The following is an 18,633-nucleotide window of genomic DNA, read 5'->3' as shown; positions in this document are numbered from 1 at the left end:
ATGTCTGGTAATACTTTTGGAACATTATTTTCAGTGACAACCTTTGGCGAGAGTCATGGACCTGCTATCGGTTGTGTTGTTGATGGTTGTCCTCCAGGCATGCCACTTACTGAAGAGGATATTCAGCCCTTTTTGGATAAGCGCAAACCGGGTCAATCCAAATACACGACACAACGACGTGAAGACGATAAGGTACAGATTCTTTCTGGAGTATTTGAAGGGATTACCACAGGTGTTCCCATTGCTCTGCTGATTCAAAACACGGATCAGCGTTCGAGTGATTATGATGAGATAAAAGATTTATTTCGTCCAGGTCACGCGGATTATACCTATCAGCATAAATACGGTCATCGCGACTATCGTGGCGGAGGTCGTTCTTCTGCCAGGGAAACTGCGGCTCGGGTTGCAGCTGGCGCTATTGCCCGATTGTATTTACACCGGACTTTAAATTTGGAGATAGTAGGCTATCTGCAACAAATGGGTAATTTGGTTTTATCTTTTGAAGATGAAACTGAAATCAATAAAAATCCTTTTTTCTGTCCTAATAATCGGCAAATTCACGAACTGTCAGAGTATATTGCGAAACTGCGCAGACAGGGGGATTCTGTTGGCGCGCGAGTCAATGTAATCGCCAGAGGAGTTCCAGTTGGCCTTGGAGATCCTGTTTTTGACAAGTTGGATGCAACCTTGGCTTATGCCATGATGTCGATAAATGCAGTCAAAGGTGTGGAAATCGGTGCCGGTTTTGCAGCAGTAGAACAGCTGGGGAGTGCACATCGGGATCAAATGTCGCAACAAGGATTTTTGAGTAACCATGCCGGTGGGATTTTGGGAGGGATTTCTACGGGTCAGAACCTTGAGGTCAGTATGGCGTTAAAGCCAACCTCCAGTATTACTACCCCTGGCAAGACGGTTAATTTATTGGGTGAGGAAGTTAGTGTTGTAACAAAAGGCAGGCACGATCCGTGTGTCGGTATTCGAGCAGTACCGATCGCTGAGGCCATGATGGCATTAGTGCTGATGGATCATTATTTACGGCATAAGGCTCAATGTACCTAAGTTAAAGTGCTCAGTTAGAGTATCAGAAAGACAGAATTTATTTTTACAACAGCTACATGAAATAAAGAGGCAATAATAATGAGCAGACAATTAAATATCGCCATAGTAGGCGCCACAGGTGCTGTGGGAGAAACTTTTTTAACCGTATTGGAAGAAAGAAAATTTCCAATAAAGACTCTTTATCCTTTGGCCAGTTCTCGCTCAGTTGGTAAAACGGTTACTTTTAAAAATCAGCAATTGGACGTGCTTGATTTAGCCGAATTTGATTTTAGTAAAGCGGATATCGCCCTTTTTTCTGCAGGAGGCTCTGTTTCTAAAGAGTATGCTCCCAAGGCGGTTGCAGCTGGTTGTATCGTTGTTGATAATACATCCTGTTTTCGTTATGAAGAGGATATTCCTCTGGTGGTTCCTGAAGTGAATGCTCATCGTATTGCTGAGTACACCAAGAGAGGCATTATTGCTAACCCTAATTGTTCTACCATTCAGATGGTTGTTGCCCTGAAACCTTTATATGATGAGGCGGGGATTACCCGAATTAATGTAGCAACTTATCAATCCGTATCGGGTACTGGAAAGAAAGCTATTTCAGAACTGGTTGCGCAGGTAGGTGATCTTTTAAATGGTCGACCTGCAAAATGTGCTGTTTATTCTGAGCAGATTGCATTTAATGCTCTTCCTCATATCGATCAGTTTGAAGATAATGGGTATACCCGCGAAGAAATGAAAATGGTTTGGGAAACCCGCAAGATATTGGAAGATGAGAGTATTATGGTCAATCCTACCGCGGTCAGGGTTCCCGTATTGTACGGTCATTCTGAAGCAATTCATGTGGAGTTAAAAAAACCAATGACTGCTGATCAGGCGCGTACCCTTCTTTCCAAAGCCCCCGGAATTAAAGTTGTTGATAACCCTGCTAAAGCCAGTTACCCAACAGTGATAAAAAATGCAGTGGGTCATGATGAGGTCTTTGTTGGCCGTATACGGCAAGATATATCCCACCCCTGCGGATTAAATTTATGGGTGGTTGCGGATAATATTCGAAAAGGTGCAGCAACCAATGCAGTGCAAATTGCAGAAATTCTGCAAAGAGAATATGTGTAGGTATTAAGGCTGAGTTCGTATAACCGCTCAGTAATACCGGGATACCTCATCCCGAATGTAATAAGGGCTCTTTCTTAGGGTAGTGCTTTGCCTGAATCTGGAGACCCTCTATTGAGTTCGGGGTGATGATTTTTGGGGATTGATTGAAGCAGCGCAGGTTAATCCGATAAATCATTAGAGCGTATTGAAAATTATGGTATAAATACCAACAGGGCAATTATCTTGAATACAACGAGAGAAAAAAAGCACTACTTTTTCTAACCTAAGTTATACTTTGATCATAACTATTTAGATTTTGAAAAAAAATGGCTGATGAATATTATTTATCTGATGATATCGAAGACGCAGTTTTTTCAGATACCACTTTATCTTATGCAACATCCGGTGTTTCTGAGCAACGTTTCCGCGAGTTAAAAAATGGAACAATCCATTGGGAGGCACAACTTGATTTGCGTGGGTTAAAAACAGAAGCCGCCCGCGAAGCTTTAACACAATTTATTCGGACTCAGCTACAAAATCGCAAACAGTGTCTTCTTATAATACATGGTACTGACAGTCCTAAAAAGGCTCCTCCGTTATTAAAAAATCTGATCAATCGTTGGTTACCCCAGATTAACGAAGTGATGGCGTTTCACAGCGCGAAGCCTAAAGATGGTGGCTCTGGGGCTGTTTATGTTCTCCTTAAAAAGAAAGCTGAGTTACCCAGACGCTTACCCAAAGCGGGCGGAGATGGCTCTTTTTTGGTAGCAGAAACCAAGGCTATGGAGCGAAAAAGACGACTTGCTGAACAGCAGGGTGAGCGGCAAATTGCCCCGGTCAAAGCTCGCGAACATTCTGATGTTGAACCTCAGCCCGGCCCTGAGGGTGAATTACAGAACAGTATTTTGCAGCATCCAGTATTGGATAGTCAGCGATTTGATGGTATTGATCCTAATCTCAACCCTGAGCCGCCTTTAAATACCGAGGCTCGTCGTGAATTTGATAATGAAAAAAGAGAACAGGAGCAAGAAAAACAATTGCGTTTGGGTAATATGCCTAAATTCACAACCGCTCCCACCCCACGGGGGCCCTAAATGACTATTGCGAACGATATAATCAGTCATCGTATGCCTGAGTTTGAAGCGTATCTTCGGGAAGGCGAATCTTTGGATGATATTGATGAGTACGGTTTTACTCCATTAATTGAATGTGCCATTACCCGCCAAACCAAAATTGCTGAGCAGTTAATCGCTCGAAAAGTGGATGTCAACAAGCCCGATGTCACTGGTCGTACCCCTTTGCATTGGGCCATAGATAATAATGATCTGGAAATGGCTCGATTGTTATTACACTATGGTGCCGATCCGAATGCTTATACCCGAAATGGCCTTTCAGTATTGGTTTATCCTGTGCTTCGGGGGCAGGATCCCTTAAAACAATTGTTATACCACCATGGTGCCAAACTGGATTTTGCTCTTGATTTTATTCATGCCAAATTATTGGGGCATCGATTTGAATTACAGGGCGATGTTGACATTGTTAATGCCAAAGGTGAATTCATAGAGCTGGATTATGAGGGGTTTATTCTTGAATTTACTGTGGCGGTGGTGAAAGATTCCTTACGTCGATTTATCAGCAGCTATTCTACGCGGCACTTGCGCGATCATTTTTCCTCTATTCACAAGATTATGGATGCTTTTAGTGATGCAGGAGAACTGTTGCAGTTTCAACATCAACCCAGACTCACTGATGCGCATTTGAAGCGAATCAATGAATTATTAAAATCACCCATCTTAATTCTTCCCGCAGCAAGCAGAGGGCATGCGCTTTGTTTTGTGCGTTTTCACCAATGGTGGGCCAAGATAGACAGAGGCGAAAACAGTCAAAAAGAGGGAAGCGTCAATATTTACAGAATAACAAGACCAGAGGCATTTACCGTTCATTTTATTCAGGATTTTTTATATAAAAAACAAAACAGACGTTATTTTCATCATGTAATTAATCAACAACTGGGTTTATTGCCTATAGCTCAGATGCCGGTCAGTGCTCAAATAAGCGGTAATTGCTCCTGGGCCAACGTCCAGGCGGTAGTGCCTGTGGCTTATGCAATGCAGGAATTGAGGACAGCAGAAGCATTTAATCCCGAAATATCGATGTTTTTATATGATGAATGGGTTGAGTGGGATAAAGACCGAGCCCTGGATGAATGCATCCAACGCTTTTATATAGCCAGCCCGGAGCGAAAGGCGAGCATTGCTGCCATGTTAGGAGGCGTTCTTTTTCAGGCCTGCGATCATAAAAACAAGCAGCATTTAGACAGGGCTGAGAAAATACTGAATATATTAACCTTGCCAGACTATTACTATGTTCTGAAGAGTTATCTGGATGAATATTGCATCAAACGTTTGACCCGTAAGGGCAATAATTTATTAAAGATTCTTGATGATTGTGGGGTCAATCCTAATATCGGTGTCAATCCTGTAGCTACAGATTGAAACGCTATATGACATCCCTGAACTCACAAAAATTAAAAGAAATTTATTTAAACGCGATACCGTTGTCACTCATGTTAGTTGTAAGTTGTATCTATTTTATGAACTTCACCCTATAATTCGTTTTATTTTTATTCATTTAGCAGTAGTTAAATACATATAATGGATCATAGAAACATTCTGGAGGAGAAGATATTGGGCGATTATTCCTGGATATTATTTGATGCAGATGAAACCTTGTTTCATTTTGATGCATTTAAAGGATTAGGACTCATGTTTTCAGGGTTTGGTATGACCTTTACTCGGCAGGATTATGAGGAATATGAGCGGATTAATAAACCATTATGGGTAGATTATCAAAATGGCGCCATTAATGCCCAACAACTGCAACATAGACGTTTTGCACCCTGGGCGGATAAATTGGAGGTTAGTGCTCAGCATTTAAACAGTACTTATATGGCTGTAATGGCTGAAATTTGTACCCCTCTTGACGGTGCTGTAAGTTTGTTGAATGCGGTTAAAGGCCAGTATCAATTAGGCATCATAACCAATGGATTTACAGAATTACAACAAGCTCGTTTAGACCGAACCGGTTTTAAAGATCACTTTGAATTGATAGTGATTTCAGAAGAAGTGGGGCACGCAAAGCCTCATCCCCAAATTTTTGAGCATACACTGTACAGAATGGGTAACCCCTCTCGAGACCAGGTATTGATGGTGGGAGATAATCCGGATTCAGATATTCTTGGAGGGTTAAATGCCGGACTTCATACCTGTTGGCTTAATACTCAGAACAAAGCAGCTCCAGAAGGAATAACTCCTCATTTCGAGGTTTCTTCACTAAAGGAGCTGGAACGAATGTTAGTACGATATGAGTGATTCGCTTATTTATTAATTACCACCCTCAGTGCCTGGAGATTTAATGCAGCTGAATTAATATAGTGCTCGCACTCAACGATTTGTTGCTTAAAGTATTCAATTTCTTCATTTCTGATTGTGGGATTAATTTTTTGTAAGGATTCAAGCCGACTGACTTCGTCACTTATGGATTGAATCATGCGGATTTTTGCTTGTTCAATAACATCCAACATGTGTTGCTCGGCAATTCGATTACAATTTTTTAAAATGATTTCAATATCTCCAGTGACTTGTTTTATGATGGGGTAACCCAAATGGCGTTTAACTGGCTCACACATTGCATTAAGTTGATTGAAGTCTAATATTTTGCTCAGATTTTTTCCTGACAGATCCATTAGAATTCGAATAGGGATAAAGGGTAAGAATCTATCCAGTTGAAGATGCTTGGGTGCAGCACAATTAATTGTGTAGAATGTTTCCAGGAATAAGGTTCCTGGGGCAATGCTTTTCACCGATATGGTGGTCAGGGTTGCGTTCCCTATTTCTGAGTTCAGTATCATCTCCATAGACTCATGAACCATTGGGTGTTCCCAACTCAAAAACTCCATATCTTCTCTGATCAGGGCTTTGCTTCTGGAATAAGTAACCGTAACTCCATCTTCCTTTAAGCCTGGAAAGTGAGTTGTTTTCATGTGATCTGTGGGTCTCAGGATTTCGGCAAGCTCAGAATGATATTCATGATCGATACCAAATTCATGAAAAACCTTGGCCATATAGTTTTCCAGTTCGATACTGCTTTCTTCAGCCTCTATCTCAGCAATAATCTCTTGAGCGACAACAGGATTGCATGAGTTCAATTCCAACAAGCGGTCGCGACCCTCATGAACCATTTTATTTATTTGCTCAGTGTATTTTTTTGTTTCATCAATAAGTCGATTCAGAGGTTCGGAATCTGATTGGATGTTATTGGCTTGAAGAATTGGCATCAGTTGGTCTTGAAATTGCTCATAAATTGAGAACCCTACAGAGCAACTTTGTTTCAATAAATTGATCCCTTCATGATACCAACGAAACAGTATTTCTTGAGCCGTATTAACCAGATAAGGAACATGAATTTCAATGGTGTTTTTTTGCCCGATACGGTCCAATCGTCCGATACGTTGTTCCAGTAAATCAGGATTCAGAGGCAAATCAAACAGAACAAGATGATGGGCAAATTGAAAATTTCTGCCTTCGCTGCCAATTTCAGAGCAAATCAAGGTTTGAGCACCTTGTTCTTGTTCAGCGAAATAAGCTGCTGCGCGATCGCGCTCAATGATGGTTAAACCCTCATGAAATGCTGTAGTGCGTATTCCTGCATTTATTTTTAAATACTGCTCCAGAGCAAGGGCTGTTTTTGCTTTGGCACAGATAACCAGTACTTTTTGAGGATGCAGTTCATTAATTTTGGAAGCAAGCCACTGAACACGCGGATCACTCAAGACCCAGATATCATTACCCAATTGGGTCTCCGGGTACAAATTAACGGTGTTCTCAATGGCATTCAATGCGGCATAAAGGGGTGGATTGGGTAGAGGATAACTGTTTACATTCCGTTCTGGAAAGCCTTTAATCGCTGCGCGTGTATTGCGAAACAAGACTCGCCCAGTGCCATGTCGGTCTAATAAATTCTTGATGTTAGTGCTAATACTCGGACTGAGATCGTTACCAAGATATTCGATTAATTGGGATTTTAAATCGCTATTGAGTTCATCAGTTTGTTCCTTTTCTTTGTAAGCGATTAAATTCTGAACTAAAGAATTGACTTTCTGGTAGCCTTCTTCCTCTTGTTTAAACAGATTGAGATCATAAAAGCGGGATGGATCGAGAAGACGAAGCCGAGCGAAGTGGCTTTGAATACCAACTTGTTCGGGTGTTGCAGTCAGTAAGAGCAACCCTTTGCTTTTAGCGGATAATTGTTCAATGAATTGATATTCTGGACTTGGCGATTCTTCTGACCAAAGCAAATGATGCGCTTCATCTACTATCAAAAGATCCCATTGTGCTTCGAGGGCCTGTTTTCGTGCCTCTTCATTACTCATGAGGAAATCCAGACTACACAGAACCAGTTGTTCCATTTCAAAAAAATTACTTTCAGACTTTGGATCACAACAGTCTAAATCTTCATTTTCTTCATCTTTATTCATTAATTCAAAACGATTTTTATCAAAGATTGAGAAATAGAGATTAAATCGTCGAATCATCTCAACCAACCACTGGTGGATAAGGGAGTCTGGTACTATGATGAGTACCCGACTGGCTCGTCCAGTGTGCAGTTGATAGTGCAAAATCATGCCTGCTTCAATGGTTTTACCAAGACCCACTTCGTCTGCAAGCAGAACGCGGGGCGCATAGCGTTGCGCGACTTCACTGGCTATGAATACTTGATGGGGCAGATGATTGGTTCGGGATCCCAGGAGACCTCTTACCCTGGATTGTTGCAATCGGCTGGTATGATTTAGGGTGTCTATTCGTAATTTGAATGCGTTGAGTTTATCCAGCAAGCCACTAAATAGCCTTTGTTGGGGCGTGCTCAATGTGATAAAACAATTTAGAGCCAGTTCATTAATCTGATGTTCATTTCCATCTGCGTCCTGTGCTGTATAAATAATAAGTCCTTTCAGATCATGAATTTCGGTAACTTGTAATGTTTTGCCATCATTAGTGCTGATTTCCTCACCAATCTTATAAATGATCCGGCTAAGAGGAGCGTTGTCTATAGCATAAATTCGGTCTTCTTCTGCAGCGGGAAAGCTAATGCTTACATTCCTGCCTTGTAATTCAGTGATAATTCCCAAACCGAGTTGTGATTCAGTATTACTTATCCAGCGTTGGCCAATGGTAAAGGTCATAAAAAGCAACTTCCTATCTTGAAATGAGTTTCAGCAGTGCTCTGTCTTCAAGAGCATCTACTGTTTCTTTGTTTAAAAATATAATCTGCGGATTGTATCAATTTTCATAACAATAGACATTATTTTCCCATGTTTATCTTTTTTGTTGCTTAAGCGTGAATTGAATCAGTTTAATAAGATACATAATGATCATCGTGGGCAATTTGTTGACACGTGTTTCATGAACCTTGTATGATGAATTGTAGTTTTTTTTAATTGTTAATTAATATAGGGGAATGCATATGTTGACACGCGTCGCAGCCCGAAGGCTTTTGAAGAGCAGTATCAGATCGACTCAGGAACGGGGGTATCTTTTTAGAATCCAGTCGCACCAGTTATAATCCCAGCTTAAGATTTTTCCATTCCAAATCATCTGAACAATCCATTACTGATCTTTCTGAACTTATTAAACATCAATTTCTTGACAGTCATAGCCGTTATGCCAAGCTGGAGCCTTTAACTGGCATTGAGCATGTGATCATTTATCTTAATGGCCGTTTATGTCTGTGGAGTAAGCAGTTTAATAATCGACTTTATGAAATTGAGTCTGAACGAACTCCTGCTCTTGAATTACAGTATAACTTAATTAAATCCATCTCTCATTGCAGTGTCTGGTTGCATTTGATAATTCAGTCCATTATTAATGATCAGCAATTTCAGATACATCATGAAGAAGACATACAGAATATTAAGAACAGACTAAAGGAGTTACAGCAAGTGAGTCACGAACGCATTGCTCCTGAATCTGAGGTAATTGACAGAATAGTACTGTACAGTGATCACCTGATGAATGCTAAAAATTTGACAGAGATTCAATTGATTCACGTTCAGTATCTTAAGGAAATGAAATCAATCAATGAAACATATGCTGGTAGTGCCACACGATTGCAATTAAGCGGAATGCATCAGACCATTGATCAATGGATTTCCAGATATAAAATTCAGCTTGATTCAAGTCGTGTGCTTATTGTGAGCTCTCATGGACCTAGAGAAAATTTAATAGAGAAGCAATATTTTCTTGATTTGTATCAACGACATGGATTGGAGGATGCAGAAAAAGGAAGCTCCCACATCATTTGTGTAGAAATGTTGCCTGAACAGATTGCGACAGTCAGCAAAGAATCTTTAATTGATTTTTTAAGAAAACATCAAATCAATATGATGATAGGTCAAAAAATGTTAGGAGATCCTCAAGCCATGAATAAGGATGTATTAGGCCAGTACGCTCCTGAGGTACTTAAAACGTTATGTCCCTATTCAAGGAAAGGAGCAGATAGTGCTGGAATGAGTGCCTCTTCGTTTGCTCAACCAAAGGTTCTAAGTCAATCGGATGATGCAGCGTCTGACTCAAGTCAACTAATAAATAAATGATTAAGAGAAGTACCCAAAATGTTGGGTACTTCACTGAATTTGTTTCATTTTACTCTTATTATTTATTTAAAATCTAAAAATATATTAGATAACTCTTGTCTTATTAGTAATTTTTGATTAAAAATGGACATCTAAGGATGGTTTTTAATTGTAAGGAGCGCAATCATGGGTGATCAAGATAAAGAGCTTCAGGCACAAGACAGCAAAGTAGTCACTAAACCCATTAATTCTGAACCGGAACCTACTGAATCACATCCTCTGCAACCTACTACAGATCTTCCTGAAACCCTCGACGATCTGACAAGTCTTGAAACGCCAAAAATTGAAATTGAAAGCTTGCAAAAGATCACTACCGCTAAAAATGACCTGTTAAAAGTAAAACAGACCCTAAGTTCTATTATTGATACCATGGCCAGCAATCCAAGTATAATCAACCAGGCTTCCAAATATTGGGGTGAGTTACCTCTTTGGCAAAAAATTCTTGGCGGAGTTATTGTTTCCGGCCCTGTTTTAGCTGCTGGGCTATTCGCTCATGTTGGTGTATTAATGGTTATAGGTGCAGTGAATGGACTGGCTTACACTGCCAGCGGTATGATTCTCGATGATCATCACGTCCACACAGAAGATATTGCAAGGAAATTAAAAGAAGGAATTTTCAGTTTGGCAGATTTGTTGCAGATTACGATTAATGCTCTGGAACAAATTGTTGTTTCTTTAAAAGTCGAAATTGAAAAATTCATCGTTGAGAATGGAAAACTTGCTGACAGTGTGAGTGATTTAAAATCTGAAGTCACCTCTTTAACCACTCAGGTGGAATTATTTGTAAAAACTCAGAGTTTGTTGCGCGAAACTCGCAATGACCTTGAGCAATCTGCTGAAAAACTAAAAAGCAGTGTTGAAGTGCAAACGGAATTATTGGCTAAAAATCAGGAATTACTCGATCAAGTGAAAGAAGATTACAAAAAAAATGAGCAGCAATTGAACGATAAAATTGCCGAGTTACTGGCAGTTAAAAATGCCATGGACAAACAAATTCAACAGGCTACTCTCGTGTCTACAACTCTTCAGGGAGCAGTAGAAACTATGGCAGGTACTCTGGTTCAAGATGAAGAAAAGAGAGCTCATTTTCAGAAACAATTGGATGAATTCCTTTCGGGCAGGAAGGAAGGTTTTCATAATATTGCAAATCGAATCTGTGACGCTGAGACAAAACTTGCTGAGCTGACAGGTAAATTAAGTGATACACAACAACAATACAATCAATTACTAGCTGTGCAAGAAGGTCATATTTCCCGTCTGGAGCAAATTGGAGTTCAACCGGATGCTGAGAACGTTGAACCTAAAAAGCCAAAAGGGCGGGGATCTCATGGACAAGGCATCTTTTCGCACAAACAACAACAGGGTATTGCTACGGTGGAATATACATCGCCCACGGTAAGTACTCATTAGTTTATAGTGAGGGCTTATTGACAATGGCCCTCACTACTTGTGGCCTCACTCAGGCTCTAAATCTACCCAACATCTTATAAAACCCGGTTCTCCTCTAGTCCCGGGATTCCTTAGTAATAGGCCTACTAGAAAAATATAAACCAGCTACAGAGTCTTTAGTAAACTGCTAAAAATTGAATAGAACCTACCTCAATACAATGAAGCATCAATTTTTGGTGTAAGAAATTATTCAGGTCAGGAAAGGGCATAAGAGCGTATCAGCTCTTATGCTCATTATTGAAATAACTATTTTTCAGATGGTTCTTTCGCTAAAACTGCTTCACGTTTTTTATTTCCATCATTTTTTGCAGCACCACCTCGGTTACCTTGTTGGCCTCCTTGAGATTGCTGATTCGGGTTGGTTCGCTTCCGTTGCTGATTCGGATTGGTCGTTCCACCTGGATTTGCAGTGTTGGTTCTTTGTTGCTGATTGCCACCTGGACGACGTCTGCGGTTCGGATTATTTTGTTGACGACGTTCGCCACCTTGTCCCTTGGCTACTTGTCGGGATTGATTGTGGTGACGGCCAGGGGTCTTTTTAGATTGATCAGACGTGGTTGGAGCTGACTCAGTATGTCCACCAAACAAGCTGGTCCATAAACGTTTGATAAAACTGTTTTGTGGGTGTTTTCTTGTTTGATGTTCAGTAAAGGATTTAACCGCTGGTTCATCATGCACGGCGGCTTCTTTATCGCTACTGGAAATTTGCAATTCAGGCTGTTGGATTAGAGTATAACTTGGCTTCTTGGACTTACCCACATTATCTTCTTTTAAGCGAGTTATAGAATATTGTGGGGAGTGTAAGTAGGGATTAGCAATAATCACGACGCTGACGCTGTGTCTTTTTTCAATATCTCTGATGAAATCACGTTTCTCATTCATAATGAAGGTAGCCATTTCAGCAGGGAGCTGTACTTGAATTTCAGCAGTCTTTTCTTTTAAGGCTTCTTCTTCAATCAAGCGAGTGATCGATAATCCGTGTGATTGAATATTTCGAACAGTGCCACGGCCTTCACAACGCGGACAAATTTCCTGAGCGGTTTCTCCCAGAGACAATCTCAAGCGTTGACGTGACATTTCCAGCAGGCCAAAGCGTGATATTCTACCGACCTGGATGCGTGCTCTGTCAGCTTGTAGCGCTTCTTTCAAACGGTTTTCAACATCGCGCTGGTTTTTGCTTGAACTCATATCGATGAAATCAATAACTACCAGGCCACCCAAATCGCGCAGGCGTAATTGGCGAGCGATTTCATCTGCTGCTTCAAGGTTAGTGTTTAGCGCTGTTGCCTCAATATCTGAGCCGCCCGTAGCCTTGGCAGAGTTAATATCAATAGAAACCAGTGCTTCAGTTCTATCAATGACTAAGGCACCGCCTGAAGGCAACATTACCTGACGTTGATATGCTGTTTCAATCTGGCTTTCAATCTGATAAAAATTAAACAAAGGAATGCTGCTGTTATAGAGTTTCAAATTGGGCAGGAATTCTGGTTTTACACGCTCAATGTATTGTTTTGCTTTGATATAGGAAATTTGATCATCAATGATGATTTCACTGATTGATTTTCGTAAGTTATCGCGAATGGAACGAATAATCACATCACCTTCCTGATGAATCAGGCAAGGAGCCAGCTCGGAATTATAGGCTTGCTTTATGGATTGCCATTGATTGCAGAGCATGTTCAAATCGTCTTGCAGCTCTTCCTGGCTTTTGCCAACACCTGCTGTACGGATTATCAATCCCATATCTTCAGGAAGGGTTAAAGCGTTTAATGTTTCACGCAATTCGTCGCGTTCATCGCCTTCTATCCGTCGTGAAATTCCACCAGAACGAGGATTGTTGGGCATTAGAACAAGATAACAGCCGGCAAGAGTGATGAATGTAGTAAGAGCAGCGCCTTTATTTCCTCGCTCTTCTTTATCCACCTGAATCAGGAGTTCCTGGCCTTCGCGAATTAATGTGGTAATGGGTGGTTTATCATCACCAAAATCATCCGGGTTTCTGCTCAAATACTCAGGTGCAATTTCTTTTAAAGGAAGAAAGCCCTGGCGTTTTGAACCGTATTCGACAAACACCGCATCGAGACTTGGCTCTCTTCTGGTGACGATTGCTTTGTATATATTCCCTTTTTTCTTTACTTCGCCAGGACATTCTATATCCAGGTCAAATAAATGATTGTTTTTTATAAGTGCAACACGAACCTCTTCAGTTTGCATCGCGTTGATTAGCATTTTTTCCATCTGTAACCCCATATTTAGGGCGCAGGCATTTAAGTTGAGATAGTGTAAGGCTCTGTTTCGAACTGGTTTCATTTCTTCCAGAATGGGCTATGATGTTGATGTTCAGTGTTCCGCAGGCCTCATGCTTTGTTGCATGTCATGCTGCGGGATTCGAAAATCAATATCCTGGCTTCATCCCTTTGAATTGCCAACAGTTCCTAGCCAAATAGTCCATAGGAGCGTATAAAAACACTCTTTGCGAACAATCAATGGCATGATCTTTAAGCTGACCCATGACCTTGTGGACAGACCGTACGCATGCTACCTGGATAATCAAAGGTGCACACTGTGAAATATACCGTTTACTTATTAAGTGGGTTGAAAAAAGAAGCCTTTTTATGAGGCGTGAGGAAGCCCGGAAATAATTCGTATTGGGTATAAAGCATGTCTGGCATGCGCAGGTATCTGTCGAAATATTAATCAATTTAGCTCTGGTATTGGGTCGCTTCCTTATATCTTCGACTTAAATGGAAGCGCATCTTGTTGTTCCTTAAGCATCAATCTTCTCATCATCAATGAGTAAATTAACCTGATTTTAAGACTTTTGGTTTAAGTTACAATTAAAATTCAAGCCATTTAGTTCATCTGGATCGATACTTCGTGTGTTGGATTTGTTATCAAATTAACTAAAACAATAATAATCAGTAGATTTTTTATGCTATGATGATAAAAAATTTAGGTGATTACATGTATTTTAGTGAGTTAATTACAAATCTTTGTCGATTATTAATCGACTATTAAACTTTTTTTCTGTTTATGCGTTATAATTCGGTCGCTAGGGAATGTTCCCATGCGATATATAATCATATCAAAAAATTCACGCCCAGCAAACAGGTTTATTGACAATGAGTGAAGTTAGCTATAAAGAAATAGGCAATGAAGAAGAGGGGCAGCGTTTAGATAATTACTTAATTCGCATTTTAAAAGGTGTTCCGAAAAGTCATATTTATCGAATTATCAGAGGTGGTGAAGTTCGAATCAATAAAAAAAGATCTCAGGCCAGTTCTCGATTGCATGCAGGAGATATCATACGAATTCCTCCAATACGAACATCGGACTCCAAAGAGGTGTTCGTTGGCGATGCTCTGGCAAAACGACTCAATGAATGCATTATTTTTGAAGATCCATGTCTTCTGGTTCTTAACAAACCAGCGGGTATTGCCGTGCATGGGGGAAGCGGGTTGAGCCTTGGGGTAATCGAAGCATTGCGAAAAACCAGACCCGATTTGCCCTATCTGGAGTTAGTCCATCGACTGGATAAGGATACATCAGGCTGTCTTTTGCTGGCAAAAAAAAGAAGTACGTTGCGATCCATTCAGGCTTTACTTGAAGCACGTGAAATTCAAAAAACCTATTGGGCTTTGTTAACCCACCCCTGGGAAGGGAGCAAGAAAATTACTGTAAATGCAGCACTTGAAAAAAATACCTTAAAATCGGGTGAGAGGATGGTTCTGGTTAAAGATGATGGAAAGGCTTCTGAAACGGATTTTAAATTACTGGAAAATTACAAACAGGCCTGTTGGGTTGAAGCCAGCCCCAAAACAGGACGTACTCATCAGATCCGGGTGCATAGTGCTTATTTGGGACATGTTATTGTAGGCGATGAAAAGTACGGATCACTTGCAGGCGAGGTCGAAGGAATAGATAATCAACACAATCGTCTTTATTTACATGCACGATCCATTCAATTTAATTTGAATGGTACCAAGCAGCTTTTTCAGGCTAATGTAGATGATCGGTTTGCTAATACACTAAAAAATTTGCGTGCAAGGAGCTTAGTGAGCAATGAGTAATCCATATCAATTGGTCGTTTTTGACTGGGAAGGTACTGTTTCAGATACCTTGGGGCTGATACTCCACACAGTAGCTCATGAAGCCAACATACTTGGTTTTGGAGAGATTGATCCCTACCAGGCCAGAAAATATGTGGATTTGGGTTTAACAAATGCCTTAAAAAAATTATTTCCACATTTATCAAGCGAACAACAGGAACAACTGATTCAAGCGGTGCAGCATGCCATGATTACCCGGCCAACTGAAGTGTGTTTGCTTCCGGGAGCGCTGGAATTTATTCAGAAATTGAAGCAGGCACAAGTTGACATCGCTATTGCAACCAATAAAGGTCATCAATCGTTGCTCAGAGCACTGCAAGCATCAGGACTTGATGATTATTTTAAGGTGACACGTTCCGCAGGACAGGTTCCAGCCAAGCCTTGTCCGCAAATGTTAGAAGAAATTATGGACGAGTTTGGCAGAGATGCATCTACAACGTTAATGATAGGCGACTCCGCTATAGATATGGAAATGGCAACCAGTATCAATGTTGCTGCTATTGGGGTGGATTTTTACCATCAACAGGAGGACGCCCTTAAAACGGCCGGCGCCTTGGCAGTATTTGATGATTATAAGCTCTTGGCAGACTATTTAAAGTTGCCAAATATGGAATAGGGAGTAGGAACCAAATGAGTACTTTAACCAGTTTGCCTAATTTATTAACTTTGTTGCGTATAATACTTGTCCCGGTATTTATTATTGTATTTTATTTACCTTTCAAATGTGCCAATGCAGTTGCCGCGGGAATTTTTGCTGCAGCATCGTGCACCGATTGGCTTGATGGATATCTGGCGCGCAAATTGAAAATGATGTCACCTTTTGGTGCTTTTTTGGATCCCGTTGCTGATAAGTTATTAGTATCAACCAGTTTACTGTTGTTAGTGGGTGCGAAAGACATTAATTACATCACTATTCCAGCCATAGTCATTGTTGGTCGTGAGATCGTTATTTCAGGGTTAAGGGAATGGATGGCTGAAATCGGACGACGTGCAAGCGTGACAGTGGGTTATATAGGTAAAGTCAAAACTATGTTTCAAATGATCGCATTGATTTTACTGCTGGCATTTAATCCTGTTAATTCCTGGTGGGGAAGTCTCGGATTTATTCTGCTGTATGTGTCCGCAATTTTGACTATTTGGTCTATGGTTGTTTACTTGGTTATTGCATGGCCAGACTTAATGAAAAAAAATTAATTTTGTAGTTGACAGGGTGTGAAAATTCGGTAAAATCACTCCCCGTAGAGACGCGGGAATAGCTCAGTTGGTAGAGCACAACCTTGCCAAGGTTGGGGTCGCGAGTTCGAGTCTCGTTTCCCGCTCCAAATTAAAGCGACGACAAAGTCGCTTTTTTTTTAGAGCAATAGAGATACTGATGGGGCTGTGTGGCAGAGTGGTCATGCAGCGGCCTGCAAAGCCGTGTACGCCGGTTCGATTCCGGCCTCAGCCTCCACAATGCATAGAATGCCCAGGTGGCGAAACAGGTAGACGCAAGGGACTTAAAATCCCTCGGTGGTAACACCATGCCGGTTCGATTCCGGCCCCGGGCACCAATTAAATCAATAGGTTACAGAGCAGTTAATAAAATTTGGTAATTTCAAGGGGCACTAGTGGGGCACTTGAAAATAACACGCACCAATAATCTACAACAATAATGCAATAATTAACAATTACAGCTTTCTAAATCTAGATAGTGGCTAACTGCTATAATCTTAAAAATAAAATCAAGAGAACTGTAAACATGTCTAATGAAATACAAGAAACGATTGATAGTTATGCCCGAGAGCAAGATGCCGATATAGCATGTTACTTTGGGAATATCTCAAGAGATCTTACCAATTATATAATAGACACATGCCGTACCAGAAAATTAAGAAAGAATATTATCCTATTGTTGAATACGCATGGTGGAGATCCAAATGCCGCATATATCATTTCTCGTTGCTTTCAACAGGCTTATAAAACACGAAAAAAAGGTTTCGAGAATGAGAGTAATGACAGAGGAAAGTTTACTGTAGTAATTGATGGTGTGTGTAAAAGTGCGGGTACCTTGTTGTGTTTAGGTGCAGATGAGTTAGTTATGTCTGGTAATGGTGAGCTAGGTCCTCTCGATATACAACTTTTAAAAGAAGATGAGATTAGTGAGCGTACGTCTGGGTTAACCCCCATTCAAGCAGTAAAATTTTTGGAGGGTGAGGCAGAAAGAATGTTTAGACGAACTTTCACGTCTCTAAAATTGTCTGGAATGAATTTTTCCACAAAAATGGCAGCACAAATATCGACTGATATTACTACAGGTTTATTTTCCCCTATTTTTGGCCAAATAGACCCACTAAGAGTTGCTGAGGTTGATAGATCTCTTCGTATAGCTCAAGAATATGGTATTAGACTAGATAATGGTAACTTAAAAGATAATAAACTTAATGCCTTAATATCAGATTATCCATCTCATGGCTTTGTTATCGATAGAGAGGAAACTCGAGGATTATTTAATAATGTATTAAATTTAACTGGAGAGCTTCGTACTATCTCTGATTATGGCAGGTATTTGGTAAGTGCTATACTTAAAGACAGAGAAAATTGCTTTGACTTTATTTCAACTCAAGTTGAAGATATTCAAGAGCAAGGAGAAAACCATGAAGAATGACGACAAAATTAATCAAGTCTATGAAAGTATAAATAAAAAAAGTGTTGCGAGCTCAAGTTTATATGATCATAAAATTCAACGAAATGATGTTTTTGTAAAGTTTACTCCCGAAGTAAAAAAATCATCCCCGACTTCGAAAAAAGAAAATGTTAATTTGATTCACTCTATGACTAAAGGCTGATTATGGTAGGGCATGCGGTACTTTTTAAAGTTGTTCAAATTAAACGCATTGTTTTTTTCTGAGAAATCGTCCATAATATGAATATCTCATCTGCCCAAGGCAGAAGGAGTTGAGCCAACGTTATGCGTTGGCTTCTTTATTTCTGGTGTTGTATTTTTTCATGAGCTTTCTTTTTACATTTTCATATTCTATCCAATAGGCTGTGATTAAAATCAGTTGCCCATTTTTAGTTTTTTTCATTATGGCAATATAGTCATATTCTTTTAGCCACACGTAGACTTTGAGGCTTCCATCGCCTTCTGACGTGGTCAACCAAAATGTTACACCCCAGTTAAGCAACTTTCATTAATAAATCGCTCTGTTTTTCAAATTGATTTGGGCTTAAATATCCCAAATATGAATGTAATCTGTGGCTGTTATA

Annotated in this window: 16 protein-coding genes and 3 tRNA genes; 15 read left to right on the top strand and 4 right to left on the bottom strand. The window is 40.3% G+C overall.

Annotated features, from left to right (window positions below):
* The 5 genes from aroC to yjjG all read left to right on the top strand — a co-directional run bounded on the left by aroC (position 1) and on the right by yjjG (position 5,510).
* The gene (aroC, locus tag ELY21_RS05620) at positions 1-1,059 is read left to right on the top strand and encodes a chorismate synthase (protein ID WP_127107655.1); all 1,059 of its coding nucleotides are present in this window, start codon (positions 1-3) and stop codon (positions 1,057-1,059) included.
* Positions 1,060-1,137: 78 nt separating this feature from the next.
* On the top strand, positions 1,138-2,160 hold the full coding sequence (locus ELY21_RS05615; protein ID WP_127107653.1) for an aspartate-semialdehyde dehydrogenase: 1,023 nt from the start codon (positions 1,138-1,140) through the stop codon (positions 2,158-2,160).
* A gap of 305 nt (positions 2,161-2,465) precedes the next feature.
* Complete coding sequence (locus ELY21_RS05610; protein ID WP_127107651.1) at positions 2,466-3,233, top strand: Smr/MutS family protein; 768 nt, start codon at positions 2,466-2,468, stop codon at positions 3,231-3,233.
* Complete coding sequence (ankH, locus tag ELY21_RS05605; protein WP_127107649.1) at positions 3,234-4,634, top strand: Dot/Icm T4SS effector AnkH/LegA3; 1,401 nt, start codon at positions 3,234-3,236, stop codon at positions 4,632-4,634.
* A 159-nt stretch (positions 4,635-4,793) separates the two neighbouring features.
* Positions 4,794-5,510, top strand: coding sequence for a pyrimidine 5'-nucleotidase (gene yjjG / locus ELY21_RS05600; protein ID WP_127107647.1), 717 nt, complete (start codon positions 4,794-4,796; stop codon positions 5,508-5,510).
* 5 nt (positions 5,511-5,515) lie between these two features.
* Here the strand turns inward: yjjG and rapA are convergent, their stop codons facing one another.
* Positions 5,516-8,380 (bottom strand): RNA polymerase-associated protein RapA, encoded by a 2,865-nt coding sequence (gene rapA, locus ELY21_RS05595; protein WP_127107645.1) that lies wholly within the window; start codon positions 8,378-8,380, stop codon positions 5,516-5,518.
* A gap of 513 nt (positions 8,381-8,893) precedes the next feature.
* Here rapA and ELY21_RS05590 point away from each other — a divergent pair.
* Positions 8,894-9,790, top strand: coding sequence for a hypothetical protein (locus tag ELY21_RS05590; RefSeq protein WP_127107643.1), 897 nt, complete (start codon positions 8,894-8,896; stop codon positions 9,788-9,790).
* A 165-nt stretch (positions 9,791-9,955) separates the two neighbouring features.
* Entirely contained in the window at positions 9,956-11,239 is a 1,284-nt protein-coding gene (locus tag ELY21_RS05585; protein WP_127107641.1) for a LegC2/C7 family Dot/Icm T4SS effector, read from the top strand.
* 285 nt (positions 11,240-11,524) lie between these two features.
* On the opposite strand, the gene ELY21_RS05580 is transcribed toward ELY21_RS05585, so the two are convergent.
* Positions 11,525-13,516: an Rne/Rng family ribonuclease gene (locus tag ELY21_RS05580; protein ID WP_081675676.1), complete on the bottom strand. Its 1,992-nt coding sequence runs from the start codon at positions 13,514-13,516 to the stop codon at positions 11,525-11,527.
* A gap of 884 nt (positions 13,517-14,400) precedes the next feature.
* On the opposite strand from ELY21_RS05580, the gene ELY21_RS05575 reads away from it, so the two are divergent.
* The 8 genes from ELY21_RS05575 (at position 14,401) to ELY21_RS05540 (ending at position 18,212) form a co-directional block, all read left to right on the top strand.
* Positions 14,401-15,348 carry an RluA family pseudouridine synthase gene (locus ELY21_RS05575; RefSeq protein ID WP_199741645.1) on the top strand — a complete coding sequence of 316 codons (948 nt, stop codon included), beginning with the start codon at positions 14,401-14,403 and terminating at the stop codon, positions 15,346-15,348.
* Positions 15,341-16,003 (top strand): HAD family hydrolase, encoded by a 663-nt coding sequence (locus ELY21_RS05570; protein WP_028384814.1) that lies wholly within the window; start codon positions 15,341-15,343, stop codon positions 16,001-16,003. The genes ELY21_RS05575 and ELY21_RS05570 overlap by 8 nt, the downstream gene beginning before the upstream one ends.
* A gap of 14 nt (positions 16,004-16,017) precedes the next feature.
* Positions 16,018-16,581: a CDP-diacylglycerol--glycerol-3-phosphate 3-phosphatidyltransferase gene (gene pgsA, locus ELY21_RS05565; protein WP_127107637.1), complete on the top strand. Its 564-nt coding sequence runs from the start codon at positions 16,018-16,020 to the stop codon at positions 16,579-16,581.
* 52 nt (positions 16,582-16,633) lie between these two features.
* Positions 16,634-16,709: transfer RNA gene (locus tag ELY21_RS05560), tRNA-Gly, on the top strand.
* Between the two features lie 54 nt (positions 16,710-16,763).
* Positions 16,764-16,837 (top strand) — tRNA-Cys (locus ELY21_RS05555).
* Between the two features lie 13 nt (positions 16,838-16,850).
* A tRNA-Leu gene (locus tag ELY21_RS05550) sits at positions 16,851-16,937 on the top strand.
* A 188-nt stretch (positions 16,938-17,125) separates the two neighbouring features.
* Positions 17,126-18,031: a SppA protein gene (locus ELY21_RS05545; protein WP_127107635.1), complete on the top strand. Its 906-nt coding sequence runs from the start codon at positions 17,126-17,128 to the stop codon at positions 18,029-18,031.
* Positions 18,021-18,212, top strand: coding sequence for a hypothetical protein (locus ELY21_RS05540; protein WP_127107633.1), 192 nt, complete (start codon positions 18,021-18,023; stop codon positions 18,210-18,212). The genes ELY21_RS05545 and ELY21_RS05540 overlap by 11 nt, the downstream gene beginning before the upstream one ends.
* 120 nt (positions 18,213-18,332) lie before the next feature.
* On the opposite strand, the gene ELY21_RS05535 is transcribed toward ELY21_RS05540, so the two are convergent.
* Both ELY21_RS05535 and ELY21_RS16020 read right to left on the bottom strand, forming a co-directional pair.
* Positions 18,333-18,524: a hypothetical protein gene (locus tag ELY21_RS05535; RefSeq protein WP_127107631.1), complete on the bottom strand. Its 192-nt coding sequence runs from the start codon at positions 18,522-18,524 to the stop codon at positions 18,333-18,335.
* Between the two features lie 19 nt (positions 18,525-18,543).
* A partial coding sequence (locus ELY21_RS16020) for an IS3 family transposase (protein WP_370272522.1) occupies positions 18,544-18,633 on the bottom strand: 90 nt, incomplete at its 5' end.

The organism is Legionella sp. km535, from assembly GCF_003990085.1.
GTDB lineage: Bacteria > Pseudomonadota > Gammaproteobacteria > Legionellales > Legionellaceae > Legionella > Legionella moravica.
This window is presented reverse-complemented; position numbering and strand designations above follow the sequence as displayed.

Coding starts and splice junctions, on each gene's coding strand:
- aroC (WP_127107655.1), top strand. CDS start 1: ATGTCTGGTAATACTTTTGGAACATTATTTTCAGTGACAACCTTTGGC.
- ELY21_RS05615 (WP_127107653.1), top strand. CDS start 1,138: ATGAGCAGACAATTAAATATCGCCATAGTAGGCGCCACAGGTGCTGTG.
- ELY21_RS05610 (WP_127107651.1), top strand. CDS start 2,466: ATGGCTGATGAATATTATTTATCTGATGATATCGAAGACGCAGTTTTT.
- ankH (WP_127107649.1), top strand. CDS start 3,234: ATGACTATTGCGAACGATATAATCAGTCATCGTATGCCTGAGTTTGAA.
- yjjG (WP_127107647.1), top strand. CDS start 4,794: ATGGATCATAGAAACATTCTGGAGGAGAAGATATTGGGCGATTATTCC.
- rapA (WP_127107645.1), bottom strand. CDS start 8,380: ATGACCTTTACCATTGGCCAACGCTGGATAAGTAATACTGAATCACAA.
- ELY21_RS05585 (WP_127107641.1), top strand. CDS start 9,956: ATGGGTGATCAAGATAAAGAGCTTCAGGCACAAGACAGCAAAGTAGTC.
- ELY21_RS05580 (WP_081675676.1), bottom strand. CDS start 13,516: ATGGAAAAAATGCTAATCAACGCGATGCAAACTGAAGAGGTTCGTGTT.
- ELY21_RS05575 (WP_199741645.1), top strand. CDS start 14,401: ATGAGTGAAGTTAGCTATAAAGAAATAGGCAATGAAGAAGAGGGGCAG.
- ELY21_RS05570 (WP_028384814.1), top strand. CDS start 15,341: ATGAGTAATCCATATCAATTGGTCGTTTTTGACTGGGAAGGTACTGTT.
- pgsA (WP_127107637.1), top strand. CDS start 16,018: ATGAGTACTTTAACCAGTTTGCCTAATTTATTAACTTTGTTGCGTATA.
- ELY21_RS05545 (WP_127107635.1), top strand. CDS start 17,126: ATGTCTAATGAAATACAAGAAACGATTGATAGTTATGCCCGAGAGCAA.
- ELY21_RS05540 (WP_127107633.1), top strand. CDS start 18,021: ATGAAGAATGACGACAAAATTAATCAAGTCTATGAAAGTATAAATAAA.